Genomic DNA, 13,213 nt, shown 5'->3' with positions numbered 1-13,213 from the left:
GCAAAAAAGCTTTTGATCTTTCAGCCCTGGACTTTCTTTTTAAGCTTCTTTGCCTCTTCTGCAACACCCTTTTTTGAGTGGACCTTTGCTATCAGTTCCACAGCATCAAGATTGCGGACTGCATTGTCCAGGTACCCGAAAACATCGCCCTGATATGCTGAAATCCCGTATTTATCTTCCAGTTTTTTTATAATGTTTGTCGGGTCAAGCTCTTCAGTACGTAGCCTGATAATTTTTTCCGAAAACTTCTGCTCTGCACAACCACAGTAAGGCGAGTCTTTGCACACACAGGTTAAAAAGTCCGAAGCAAAATTCAACATGAGCTCCCGGATTTTCGCATCAAGCTGGGAGAGTGACTCCCCATCAAAGACTATATCAAGAGTAGCTCCCTGAAAAACCCTTGAAGGCATATTCACATGCAGGGAACTGCCGATCTGGTTTGAGTACTTAAAATACGCAGCATCGAAAAACTCCAGGTTCGTTACGATCTTCAAGGGATCGTTCTCTTCAAGCACTGCATCCCGAATCAGGAAAGCTTTGGATACCGGAAGGAAATGAGCCGCAACAATTTTCCCAAAGCGCGTAAGCGTTATCTTATTTCCCTTTCTTTCTACAAAGCGGTAGCTCTGCAGGCGCGAGATTTGTTTATCCAGGTCGAAGCTTCCGAACATCAGGTTATGGATCAGTCTGAGGTCCTGGACAGACGAGGTGACTGCAATGGATGCAAGAATTTCTTCAAGCTGCTCGGACTCTCCATATTCGACCCCTATAGAAAGCATTTCTCCTTGCAGCAGTTTGATTGCAACCTCTTCTTCGGTATCGGACTGAGAGCTTGTATAAGATTTCCCTGGCACGGGCATAAGCACGACAATTCCTCTATCGTGGTAGTCTGGCCTGCCTGCCCTTCCGCTCATCTGCAGGAAGTCCTGGACCGAGATCCAGTCTATCCCCATTGCCAGAGACTCGAATATAACCTGAGAAGCAGGAAAATCCACACCTGCCGCAAGAGCAGCAGTAGTTACCACTACTGGAAGCTCTCCTTTTGCAAAGAGAGTTTCAACTTTCCTCCTTTCATACTGGGAAAGGCCTGCATGATAAGGAGCTGCACGGATTGAAAGGGCTCCTGCAAGCTTGTGACAGTTTCTACGTGAGTTTGTAAAGACAATAGTCTGTCCCCTGTGCTTTTTGGAAGAGAACGTTGAATACTCTTCCTTTGCAAGCTGCGAAATCAGCTTTGCCTTTTCATTTTCCTGAGAGAAAAGCAGGTGTCTGTCAATGGGAACAGGCCTGTGCTCGTATCGGACAAGCTGCGCCCCAAGCTTTTTTGCATAGGCTTCGGGAGTTGCAACGGTTGCAGAGAGGTAAATAAATTGAGCTTCAGGTGCTGCATAACGCAGCCTTCCTATCAGCCCGTCCACCCTGTGCCCCCTTTCCTGGTCTTCGAGCATATGGACTTCATCCACAACCACAGTCCCTATTTTGCCCAGAAAATCGGTATTTCCTGACCTGAGCATATGGTCTATGCCCTCGTAAGTTCCTACAATTATATCCGCACCAGGGCTGGTCTGCATCTTCACGCGCTGGGATGTCTTTATGAGGATTGCGCCAATCTTTATGGAAACAGTAAGTCCGAGCTTTGAATAACGTTCTTTGAACTGATCGTATTTCTGGTTTGCAAGAGCTACCAGGGGAACCAGATAGAGCATCTTTCCTTTTTTGTCCAGAAGGTTCTGGACTCCTGCCATCTCTCCTATAAGGGTCTTTCCGGTTGCGGTTGCCGAAACTACAAACTGGTTTTTTCCTTCCAGAAGTCCTGCTTCTATAGACAGCGCCTGCACAGGGAGAAGGGTCTCGGATTTTTGGAGCAGCATTTCCTTGAACTTTTTTGCAAGGGGAAGATTCTTTATCCTGACAGTAGCTTCTGCAGGTTTTGTCCTTATAGTATCATAACGAGTGAACTCGGGATCCAGCCTCTCAGGGGTCAGCATTCGGACAGTTCTATCCAGATCCCTTGTTTTAGAGAGAACCTGCTCCAGGAAATCTACGGATTTTTCCCCGTAATTCACACCCGCCGAACGGACTGCACGCAGGAGTTCTTCTTTTGCACATTCCCAGCAAATGAGTTCGTTGTTATATTTGATAGACTTGTTATTTACAAAGTTGAAACGTTTATTGATCCAGCAGTGCTTGCAGATTTTAACTCTGTCTGCATCGAGTTGAAAACCTTTGAGCATTTCGAGAAAAGCAATCTCATTTGAAGAGTCCCCTCCTTCTGCAAGCATGATTCTATTTGCACTGCGTAAAAGCTCTATGAACTGCTGGGGAGGAATAAATTCGTCTTTTTTCTTGCCGGTGAGAAGCCTTATTTTATGAGGGCGTGGTCCTTTGTAACTCTCCTTTACATGGAGCTCGGCCACATAAAGCGGCTGCTTCATCCGGTCCTTTATAGCCATAACTATTATCTTCGATTTTTCAGCGTAGCTTAGGACCCAGAGCGTCATTGTTTATCCTGATATGTGAATGGTATAAGTAAGCTTCCTTTAGGAACTTAAAAATCAATGGTATTCGCCTAATGGATGCTGTTTTCTTAATTCTTGCATCGTATGTTTGAATTTACAGGCGAGAGTATTATTAATTCTTCCATTAATTCTTCCAGCATTGTTCCGGTGCATACTTGTTTACCTTATTTCTTTTCGTGTGCACATTCCATATTTATCTTCTTTTGAGCGACACATCTATAGGCGGCTATTATATAAATATTTTATCACTTATTTATTATATAAATAAAACTCAGCTAAGAGCTCTGTAAATATTGATGGTATTTACAGAGAATATTATACAGAAAAGTATTTGCACAAAATATCGGATGGAACCTGTATTGCGATAAAGGGTATTTTCTCTGGGTTTTTAAAATTCGGCTCTTATAGGCAGGCTCCTTCCTTTGCAAATCTGCACCTGCAATTTCGGGTTTCTTGAATATTTTCGATTGTATCCACAATAATCTCAAAGATTGCATCTTGAGCTTTTCCCACGACCTCAGTGACCTCGTCTGCTGTTAATTTCTGAGAGGTCATTCCACATGCCTGATTTGTGACAATGGCAAGAGAAGCATAACAGAGGCTGAGCTCTTTTGCAAGGATTACTTCAGGCACGCCAGTCATACCCACAACATCTGCAAACTGGCTCATCATGCGAATTTCTGCTCTGGTCTCAAAACGAGGGCCTTCAGTGCACGCGTAAATTCCTGTGGTGTAGGAAATTCCCTGTTTTCCCAGGGCATTCCTGAGAGCTTCACTGATTTCGGGGCAGTAGGGCTCAGAGACATCGACATGTACTGTCGTGTCATCGTAAAAGGTCGAAGGTCTGTTCCGGGTAAAATCAATGAAGTCATCAAGTACTACAAAACTGCCCACCGAATGCCCTCGCATCGATCCAACGGAATTTGTGGAGATTACACTCCTTGCCCCTAGGGCGTGTACCGCCCAGATATTAGCCCTGTAATTAATCTTGTGCGGCGGAATGTGGTTTTTTCCGGCATGCCTGGGAATTAGTGCAATTCTCTTCCCTTTTAGAAGGGTCAGATAGGCTGTAACTTCCCCATAAGGAGTATGTACCGGCTGGCTTTCGAATTCCATATATGAATTAAAACCCACGCCGCCAAGCACTGCAATTTCAACATTTTCAGCTGCCTTTTCCATTTTATGCCTCCCTTGCGGTTTTTACTCTTGTCCGCCATTTTTCATCAAAAAAGAATTCTTAAAGGTCTTTTTAAAATAATTTTTTTAGAACTGAGAGAGGTTTAAAGAAATATTATATGTAATTTGAATTTTTGCATCTTTATATTTCCATTCCGCTTTGGTCTTAAGTTTCTCAGATCTCAGGTTTCTTTGTCATGTCCCTTGCCATCACATAATTTTATTTTTTCTTTTTCCCTTTACTCTATCTTCATTTCCGAGAGATTGATTTGACATGGTGTATTTTATGCCTGCAAGAGCAATAAGAACTGCAATAGTGATTGAATACACGAAGTACTGGAGTGCAAGAGCTGCGTCATTAGTGACGCCTTCGGAAAGGGAAGCTGTCGCTAAAATATATGTGCTTGCACCCCAGAAGAGCAATCCGGTTGCGATCACAAAGAGAGAGATTGAGATATTTTTGTATATGGGTCTATTTTCCATCCTCAGGTCAAATATTTTTCCGAGATTAGCAAGCAGCAGGGCTCCTGCATACCACCAGACTGAGGCATTGATAAATACCGAAACAAGTGTAAGGGTTCCATGATACCAGACTCCCTCTGCCGAATAAAGTTTCCATACTTCAATAGCGCCATATACAGTTGCTACAAGCAGTGTAAGCAGAGCAGCAGTATAGCTGATAAAGACCATTCTCTGTTCGAGAAAAGCGTCCCATAGCCTTTCTTTTTCAAGGGCGACAATATCATCCAGCCCGAAGCCCCGGTATAACATGTAAAGTCCGACAGCTGCAAGAATTCCCACAACTGCACCTTCGGGATAGCGAGCAAGCAGGAATATGGCGTAAATAAGAAAAGCAAGCCCTAAAGGCACAAAGAATGTCTGGGATATCTTCGGGTCGCTGAAGACGTGTTTCAGGATATAATAGGTACTTTCCAGATTTTCGCTCTGCATTACAACGATTCTTTTCACGGAGTCGATCTTCATACGGGACTGGACAATAGGAACAAGAGTTTCATCCTCTGCCCCATCCGAAACAAATATCGCTCTCTGCACGTCGTTCATTTTGAGAAAAGTCTCGAGCTGCTCGGCAATTTTCTGGTCTGAGATCACTCCAACGTTTTTGTCTCCTGCAAAAGAAACGATCTCCGAGTCAGCTCCTTTTGCCCGCAATTCGTCAAGAATCCTGATTCCGCCAAAAATGGTATTCGTATCCGAGTCCTCCGGATCCGCGATCCCAAGTGCGACTGCGGCTTGGACGTTTGCTTCCCGTCCTACTATTGGGGTTCCTAGCTTTGCTTTTTCGCCCAGGTCGTTATCTCTATCTATGCATATAACTAAAGTCTGCATGTCTCCTCTATAGCCTTGAATAGCTTATTCTATCGCAGAGAGCTGATTTTCCCGAATATGATATCCTGATCCGGCTCTTATCCATTTCCTGCCGGAATTTTCCATAAAATCTTTTAATAAGTTAAGTTACCTTACTTTTTACAAGCATACTATTTTAATTTATACTTTATAAGCTTGTAGCGTAACAAATTTTATTTTTTAAAACTAGATTTGACTGTGACGGATTTTACAGCGCTGGCTTGGGAAACGCTGAAAATTGCAAACATGGCTTGAGGTTTAGCCACACTTATATGTATAAAATTGCTTTTGAAGTGCGATATGAAATAGCTGAGACTATCTGTTGCCTTGTTGAGGATAGGGAAACTTAATTTTAAGCCGTCTTTTTAGGCTCATTTCCTTAAAAAATTGGTAACTATTCAGGTAGCCGTTGCAAGGCTACAATTTTTCCTCTTTTCGAGGAAAAATTGCATATAATTTGAATCTTATTTTGATCTTTATTATGCTTACACGTGAAGAGGTTCTTGTTATCTATGAAACTGGTCCCGAAGCTGTAATTCTTTTAATTCAGAGACTTGAGACTATCATAGAAAAACAAGCTATTCAGATTGCTGAACTCGAAGAACGTGTAAAGTTTTTAGAATCTCGGTTAAATCAAAACAGCAGAAACAGCAGTAAACCTCCTTCTAGTGACTTTTTTGTCAAAGAAAAACCTAATCCCAAGAGTCTCCGTAAAAAGAGTGGCAAGAAACCTGGAGGCCAGGAAGGTCATCCTTGGATCAACTCTTGATATGGTTAATGATCCTGATTAGGTAATAGAGCATTCTTTGACCTGCTGCAAAGAATGTGGATATACTCTAGAGAATGTTGAAGTTTCCGCTTATGAGAAAAGACAGAGTTTCGACATTCCACCTGTAAATCTTATTATTACAGAACATCGAAGCCAGATAAAGAGCTGCCCTCACTGCGGAAAATTGAATAAAGCTGTTTTTCCGAAATCAGTAAAATATCCAGTTCAATATGGTCCTAATATCTTAGCTTCAGCAATTTACTGTAAAAACTACCAGTTTATCCCCTATGAAAGGATTTCTGAGTTTTTTGATGACGTTATGGGGATAAAAATCTGTCCTGCTACCATTATTAGGGCAGAAAGAGAATGTTTCCGGAATTTGGAAGATTTTGAAAATGTTATTAGAGAGAAGTTGATAGCGTCTCCTGTTATCAATTGTGATGAAACTGGTATGAAAGTTGAAGGAAAAAGACAGTGGCTTCATGTAGCTTCTAATGACAAATACACCTGTTATTTAGCTCATCTTAAAAGAGGATCAGAAGCGATGGATGCTATGGGAATTCTCCCTGAGTTTAAGGGAACAGCAGTTCATGACGGATGGAAATCTTACAATGGTTATGATTGTAACCACGCTCTTTGTAATGCTCACCTCCAGCGAGAACTTACTGGAATTGAAGAGAATTATAAACAGCAATGGACGAAAGAGATGAATGAGCTGTTAACTGAAATGAAAAAGTATACTGATGAGTGCAAAGAGCAAGTCAAAGATTTGGATTTTGAACAAATTAAAGCATTGGAAGAAAGGTTCAATGTTATAATCATTAAAGGAATTGAAGAAAATCCACCTTCTCTAAATCCTGAAAGGAAAGGAACAAGAGGTGCAAGTCCAAAAACCAAAGCAAGGAATCTACTTGAAAGGTTTATAGAACATAAAGAAAAGATCCTGAGATTCCTGACAGACTTGAAAGTTCCATTTGAGAATAACCAGGCAGAAAGAGACATCAGAATGATGAAATTACAGCAGAAAATATCCGGAACTTTCAGGACCACACAAGGAGCGGAAGCTTTCTGCAGAATTAGAGCTTATATTTCTATAATTAGAAAGAATGGGTTGCCGGTTATAGAAGGTATTCTCGCGGCGCTCAAAGGAGCGCCGATAACTATAACCTGAATAGTTACAAAAATTGTTTATAATTAGTCCTGAATTGGACTTTTAAAGATAATTTTATAATTACAAAAGTCCATAAGTAAGTGTCTAAAAAAACAGACTCTCTTTTTGAGATAAATCTATTATCTCTATTAAATCCAGAGGGGTTTATATGGTAACAACAAAGGAAAGTGCAACCAAAGAAACCGAATCAAGTAAAAAGAGTTCCAAAATTCAGGAAAAAGTTGGGAAGCTTGGGAACGATATTGATGCCCTTGCAAAGAAGACCGGGGATGAAGCCTCTAAAATGGCAAAAAACATAAATGCGGAAATAAAAACATTCTCCGGGGAAATAAAGTCCATTGATGTAAAGGATGAGGTAAAAAGCATTACTGGCAGGGTTGAAAAACTGGTTGATGCAACCGGAGATAGTGCAAAAAAACTTGCCTCAGAGATCAAGGGAGATGTTAAGAAACTGGTGGACAAAATTGAAGCTCCGCTTTCAAAGAAAAAATAAAACCGTGTAACAGATTGGAAGGTAGATATTTTCTCCTTCTTAATCTTCTTAATCTCTTAATCTTTTTAATCTTTTTAATATTTTTAATCTTCTTAATCTCTTAATATTCTCTTTTATTTCTTCTCTTTTCTTTACCTTTTACCTTAATTATTCATCCATCACATCAAATTTATTTACTATGAGTACTTTTTTCATCATAATACCTTAATGTATTAGTGGGAAGTTATTTGCCGCCAGAGTTACAAGGGGACGTTTGTTATGCCTATTTCTTTCAATCAAAGTTCTATCCAGAATAATCCGATAAGCCTTCAGAAAGCTCTTTCAAGCTATTCGTCCGATATTTCTTATTCTTCCGAGCCGGTGGAAGAGATACAGCTTTTTCTCGATATGGACGGAGTCCTCACGGATTTCACGGGTGCCTGTGAAAAGCTCGGTGATGATATGATGCTCTGGTACAGCAAGGATAAAGACCTCTTCTGGAAAAAAATTACATATGCAGGGACCGAATTCTGGTCGGGAATGCCCTGGATGTCCGGGGGACGGGAACTGCATGGGTTCCTTAAAAGCTCGGGTTTTTTTCCTACAATTCTTTCTGCGCTCCCGGGCCCCGATCGGAAAAAGGCTTTAGCCAACGCGAGAGAGGGAAAAATCAAATGGCTCAGGAAAGAACTCGGAATCTCTTACGCAGAAACTGCAATTCTCTGTTTCCGCCCGGAAAAGGCTTTACAATCAGGGATTGCAAGAATTTTGATTGACGACAACTCCGAAAATATCCATGAATGGGAAGAGGCAGGAGGTATCGGAATTCTGCATAAGAACACCAGCCGGACAATCCGGTGTTTCAGTAAGGTTCTTGAAGTCGAGCAAAAGTTCTAATGTACTAATTTTCCAGGGAAATTTCTTTATCTAGGTATCCAAGTTTTGAAGTATCAAGTCCAAAAAATACTCTATTAAGTCCAAAAAATACTGTATTTTCCAATTCCTAATATATTAAAATAAGTTAGTAGTTAGCGGGCACGGCTGAAAAGGCTTAAACCTCCTGGCTACAGCCGACGATGAGAGCCACAAGGTTTTGCCTGTGGTTTTTGGCTTCTTCTCCTGCCGCATTCTTCAACCACTTTTTCCCCCCATGAACCGCGTGGTCTCCACAGATAAAAAAAATAGTGCCTTTTTCTGCGTTCCGGAAAATCTGGCCCAGATTTTTATCCACGTCTTTTGCAGCCTTTTCTAATTCATCCCAGCTTTCTGCCCTGTGGGAAAAACGGTCAAGAGTCCTGAGGTGCACAGCCAGAACATCGGGTTTTTCCCTGAGGGCCTGCACTGCATAATTCGTGATTTGCTGGTCGTAATCCAAAATATCTTCGGAATCCGGGACTCCATAAAAGTCTTTTATCCTTCCCCTGAAACTCTCCGCACCTTCGGACTCGATAACCGCTGACGCTTTCATGCCTGTCCTGCAAGCCCATTCCATGATGCTTTTCAGTCTCGGGTTTTCAGAGTCTTTTGCTCTTTCAGTATAAATATCCGCTGTTGAATAGATATTATGTTCTTCCGGAAGGTATCCCGTGAAGATTGATGCAATCGCAGGGGACGTTATGGTTGCCGGAGATTTGCATTTAAAGAGTAACCCTTTCTCGGCAACTTCATTCAAGTTTTTCATTATTGGAGAAAAATGCCTGTAAAGGGAATAACCAAGGCTGTCAACCACGATAATTACTGCTCGCCTGCAGCCCCTCTCCTTTGCGTAATTCTCGACTTCAGGAATTGGCCTGCCAGTAGGCGGAACAATAGGGATTTTCAGCAATCTTGAAATCGTAGGGGCAATATCAATGGTTCTGCACTCAAAAACTTTCATGTGCTCTCCAGTATATTATCTGGCAAGCCAGTTTATATGTGTTTCCTGTAGTTAGACATGTTTTCTGTTTTCCCAACAGGGATATATTCAGGCGCACCATAGTATTCTTCGGGGATTGATATGGTTAGTGCGGTTAATGAGAGCCTGGAGCTTTCGGAATCTCTTCTCGGAGAAATGCTCGAGTTGTATCGGGATATCAGGGGTTTGTCTGATGAAGAAATCCTGTACTGCTCTTCGGACCGGACTGAGAAACTGTTTCGGAAGCTGGATTCTTTAATTACCCTGGATTTAAAAAGCGATGTCGCCTGCACTCTCCTGAATAAACGGGAACTAGAACCCGTTTTCACTCATATGAACAGGTTTAGAAACCTGTATACAGTGAGACTGGAAACCGAGTATGCAAAAGAAATCCTTGCAAGCCAATCGCCCTGGAATGTCCTTGAGGAATTTCCCTTTTACAGAAATTACCTCAGGCTGGTCCGTACAGAATACGAAGGCTTCGGGCTAAAAGCCGGGAACAGGGTTTTTTTCCTTGGGAGTGGACCTCTCCCATTGACTCTTATTGTTTTCCTCAAGCACTATAGGGTAAAGGGCACAGGGATAGAACAGGACCCTGCAAGGGCAAGGCTCTCAATCAAAGTACTTGATAAGCTCGGGCTTTCGGATGACATCACTGTAATTAACGGAAATCATTTATCTCTAAATTCAATTGACTTCATAAATCCTGACACAGGCACCAGGGCTCTCATGATAGCTGCCCAGGCCGAACCTAAAAAAGAGATTCTCGATCATTTATTAAAGGTAGTACCTCTCGAATGCAGGATTTCTTACAGAATTTACGAAAAAGGATTAATGAAATTGCTGAATATGGGCTTTCTGCTTGATTTGCCTGAAGGTTTTGAGAAACAGAAAATCCAGCCTGAGCCTCCCACCTATAATACAGTCGTCTTTCTTGAGAAAAAAAGGTAATTGCTCCAGAGAGCTGGAGACGCTAATTAATTATTCTTGCCTGACCTGAATCTGGACCTCAGTCATAAGTTCCTCTTCCGGAACTTCTGCAGGGTCATTGAAGTATAGTTCCCTGCTTGGGCCGAAAGGTTCCAGACTATTTTCTTCGGCATATGAAAAGAGCCGATTGTAGCCAGCTTCAACTCCCGGATACGGTCCCCGGTAAATAACAGAAACAACCTTTACAGCTGGCAAGGTCTTAATCTCCATTTTCGGGTCTTCTACTACAATTCTGCCAGAAACCGGAAGGGCAATTTCAATGTCGGCATCAGTTTCTTTGTATTCTTCATCGTGGTAGAGGAACATTATGGGACCTGTGACCTTTACACGGTTCCGCTGGTTTTCAGGGCTGCCGACGCAGGCGCAGATTTCACCTATGAGCTTTCCAATAGTTACTGCAAAAGTTCCTTTTTCACGCTTGCTTACTATTCTCATTTCGGGAATTTCTTTAATAACGGGTTCTGTGACAGACATTTTGAATAACTCCATAACTTTTCCATTATGTTTGCAGGCGCCCTGCAAGATGCCGTCAATTCTTTGTAGCTTCCCAATCTCAGCTCGTGTTTCTTCAAGCTTTTTCCTGAAGCATTCTCCCATTTGCTCGTAATTTCCCTTACTTTCCGCATCCAGAAGTATGGAAACATCCTCCAGGGAAAAACCGAGGAAGATTAAGGTTTTAATTTTCATTCCTTTTTCCAGCTGGGGAACGGTATAGTAACGGTATCCGGTAAAAGGGTCCTTTGCTTCCGGAACAAATGCTTAAAGGTTGCTTTTGCTTACAATAGTTTAGTTCAGTTTTTTATAGTTTTATACAGTTGTATAGTACATGGGACATGTGGAGCCACTAGGGAACTATGATAAAAGACTTAAAAAAGTTTTTGAGGGACAAGACAAACCACAGGAGAACCTAACAGCCATACAGCTTTATATAAAAAAAGAGGGGCACAAGGGGTTAAGTGAGGAAACCCAAAAAGCATATTATAGCGCCTTTATTGTGTTCTCGCGATGGTGCAAAAAACCTTTGAAAGATCTAGATGAGATAGATATCTTGGGTTTTCTAGATTATCTGCAAAATCACAAGTACAGTACAAAAAGTACCACAAAGGAATACTGTAAAACCACAATCCATTCATATAAAGCAACTTATAAAAAATTCTTTAAATTACTGAAAAGAGAGGATATAGCAGAGCTGTTCAGAGAAAAGAGACCTCCAATTAGTTACGATAATAAGAAGAGGGAGAACTTATTAACAAAGTTGGAAGTTGAACAGTTAATCAACGCTGCAAACAACTACAGAGATAAAGCTCTTATCGCAACTCTTTACGAAAGTGGCGCTAGACGTGGAGAACTCCTAAGCGTGCGAATAAAGGATCTAGGCTTCGATGCAAATGGGGTTAGAGTAACCCTTCCAAAAGGCAAAACCGGGCCTCGAACTGTAAGGCTTGTTTATGCTGCTTCTTTTCTTAGGGACTGGGTAAATAATCACCCCTGCAGAGATGCAGCAGGAGAACCTGATAAAGAGGCTCTTTTATGTGTGTCACTGCATTCAAAATCATTTGTAAATGAAAAAACAGGAGAGCAAAAACAGGTTTATGAGTGCCTTGCAATGCAGGGGCTTCATAAACAGTTGCAGAAAATTGCAGATAGATGTGGTATCAAAAAGAAAGTGAACCCTCATTCCTGGAGACATGCACGTGCTTCTGATTTAGCAGAACACTTGAGCGACCAGCAGTTGAAAGCTGTACTAGGGTGGAGACCCGATTCAAGGATGGCCGCTGTGTATGTGCATAATGTAGATACCGAAAATGCCCTCTTAAAAATGAACGGAATTCAAATCGAGGACACCCATACCGATGGTCTACGAGTTGGAAGGTGTCCCAGGTGCAAAGAAATTAACCCAGAAATTGCACTGTACTGTAGCAAATGCGGGCTTCCGCTTAAGGAAGAAATGCGGGCAACCGTAGACAAAGCTGACGCAGAAGGTGAAATGCTGTTGATGCAAATAATGGAGAATAACCCTGAAATGAGGAAAGCACTTGCAGAAGAATTGTATAAACTGACTAATAATAAAAGTCGGGATTAACCTTAAATAGACAGATCGCATAATATAACTACCAATGTGCTGAACTGACTTAAGCCAAAATGGCAATATGACTACTACAGCAAGCACAAGCAAAACGAATTCCTGTATTGCACCTGTGACCGCCTCTGATCTGCAAGAAATTGCAAAGTTTGTGGCGGCGAACAGAGAAACGCTCAATTACCTTTCGCAATTTGGCTCAACTGTTCAAAGAGCGAAAGCTATACTCTTTCTCAAAATAGCTGCAGGGGGGATTTAATGCCTCTCTGCCTTTTTCCTACACATATCTCTGCCTCAGCCCAAGCTGACAATGAATTCGTAAAAAATACTAGTGAGTGTATTGAACACTGCAGGAAAACAGGTTCATTGTTGCACCGAGCCACCGCTATACTTTTCTTAAAAATGCCCGGATATTTCAGTGTTTATAGATATCGATTTTAAGCCGTAAGAAATGTTGAGAAAAGAAAAATACAAACGGTTTTTATAAAAGGTGGTTATAGCAAATGTAAAACCTATCAGTCAATTGGGAGTTTAGTAAAATGTTAAAAGTATATTTGTCGCTTGTTTTCATAAAAAATAGATTCATTATTTTTTTGTTTCAATCCATAGGTTTTGGTCTAATAGATACGTAGCTGGGATTACCACAGGATACAGATTTAATCATTAAGATAATCTAACATTTTTTTTCCTTTGTCATTTAGTTTTATACAAGTAAATTTACCAATTTTCTCGATTTCAATCAGATTCCATTCATCTTTAAGCTTGTTAATTATGTTT

General features: G+C 41.3%; 10 protein-coding genes and 1 pseudogene. 6 read left to right on the top strand and 5 right to left on the bottom strand.

All coding sequences use genetic code 11. The annotated features are described in order from the left end of the window. Positions 1 to 20: 20 nt before the first annotated feature. From RG963_RS07975 to RG963_RS07965, 3 genes are all read right to left on the bottom strand, one after another. The gene (locus tag RG963_RS07975; RefSeq protein ID WP_310575737.1) at positions 21 to 2,501 is read right to left on the bottom strand and encodes a DUF5814 domain-containing protein; all 2,481 of its coding nucleotides are present in this window, start codon (positions 2,499 to 2,501) and stop codon (positions 21 to 23) included. Positions 2,502 to 2,921: 420 nt separating this feature from the next. Beyond that, positions 2,922 to 3,698: an S-methyl-5'-thioadenosine phosphorylase gene (mtnP, locus tag RG963_RS07970; RefSeq protein ID WP_310575736.1), complete on the bottom strand. Its 777-nt coding sequence runs from the start codon at positions 3,696 to 3,698 to the stop codon at positions 2,922 to 2,924. A 207-nt stretch (positions 3,699 to 3,905) separates the two neighbouring features. Next, positions 3,906 to 5,042, bottom strand: a complete 1,137-nt coding sequence (locus RG963_RS07965; RefSeq protein ID WP_310575735.1) for a DUF373 family protein — start codon at positions 5,040 to 5,042, stop codon at positions 3,906 to 3,908. 499 nt (positions 5,043 to 5,541) lie between these two features. Here RG963_RS07965 and tnpC point away from each other — a divergent pair. The 3 genes and pseudogenes from tnpC to RG963_RS07950 all read left to right on the top strand — a co-directional run bounded on the left by tnpC (position 5,542) and on the right by RG963_RS07950 (position 8,369). Next, a pseudogene (gene tnpC, locus RG963_RS07960) lies at positions 5,542 to 7,000 on the top strand (IS66 family transposase). 148 nt (positions 7,001 to 7,148) lie between these two features. Next, the gene (locus tag RG963_RS07955) at positions 7,149 to 7,493 is read left to right on the top strand and encodes a hypothetical protein (protein ID WP_310575734.1); all 345 of its coding nucleotides are present in this window, start codon (positions 7,149 to 7,151) and stop codon (positions 7,491 to 7,493) included. A gap of 258 nt (positions 7,494 to 7,751) precedes the next feature. After that, on the top strand, positions 7,752 to 8,369 hold the full coding sequence (locus RG963_RS07950) for a hypothetical protein (RefSeq protein ID WP_310575733.1): 618 nt from the start codon (positions 7,752 to 7,754) through the stop codon (positions 8,367 to 8,369). A 154-nt stretch (positions 8,370 to 8,523) separates the two neighbouring features. On the opposite strand, the gene RG963_RS07945 is transcribed toward RG963_RS07950, so the two are convergent. Then, entirely contained in the window at positions 8,524 to 9,348 is an 825-nt protein-coding gene (locus RG963_RS07945) for an alkaline phosphatase family protein (protein ID WP_310575732.1), read from the bottom strand. 120 nt (positions 9,349 to 9,468) lie between these two features. Between RG963_RS07945 and RG963_RS07940 the strand changes: the two genes are divergently transcribed. Next, complete coding sequence (locus RG963_RS07940; RefSeq protein WP_310575731.1) at positions 9,469 to 10,317, top strand: nicotianamine synthase family protein; 849 nt, start codon at positions 9,469 to 9,471, stop codon at positions 10,315 to 10,317. Positions 10,318 to 10,347: 30 nt separating this feature from the next. Here the strand turns inward: RG963_RS07940 and RG963_RS07935 are convergent, their stop codons facing one another. Beyond that, positions 10,348 to 11,043: a MerR family transcriptional regulator gene (locus tag RG963_RS07935; RefSeq protein ID WP_310575730.1), complete on the bottom strand. Its 696-nt coding sequence runs from the start codon at positions 11,041 to 11,043 to the stop codon at positions 10,348 to 10,350. Positions 11,044 to 11,182: 139 nt separating this feature from the next. Between RG963_RS07935 and RG963_RS07930 the strand changes: the two genes are divergently transcribed. Further along, positions 11,183 to 12,439: a tyrosine-type recombinase/integrase gene (locus RG963_RS07930; RefSeq protein ID WP_310575729.1), complete on the top strand. Its 1,257-nt coding sequence runs from the start codon at positions 11,183 to 11,185 to the stop codon at positions 12,437 to 12,439. Between the two features lie 67 nt (positions 12,440 to 12,506). Beyond that, entirely contained in the window at positions 12,507 to 12,695 is a 189-nt protein-coding gene (locus RG963_RS07925) for a hypothetical protein (RefSeq protein ID WP_310575728.1), read from the top strand. Positions 12,696 to 13,213: the final 518 nt, after the last annotated feature.

The sequence above is a fragment of the Methanosarcina baikalica genome (assembly GCF_031461075.1).
Taxonomy (GTDB): Archaea; Halobacteriota; Methanosarcinia; order Methanosarcinales; family Methanosarcinaceae; genus Methanosarcina; species Methanosarcina baikalica.
Note: the sequence above shows the minus strand (reverse complement) of the source record. Positions and strands in the feature narration are given on the sequence as shown.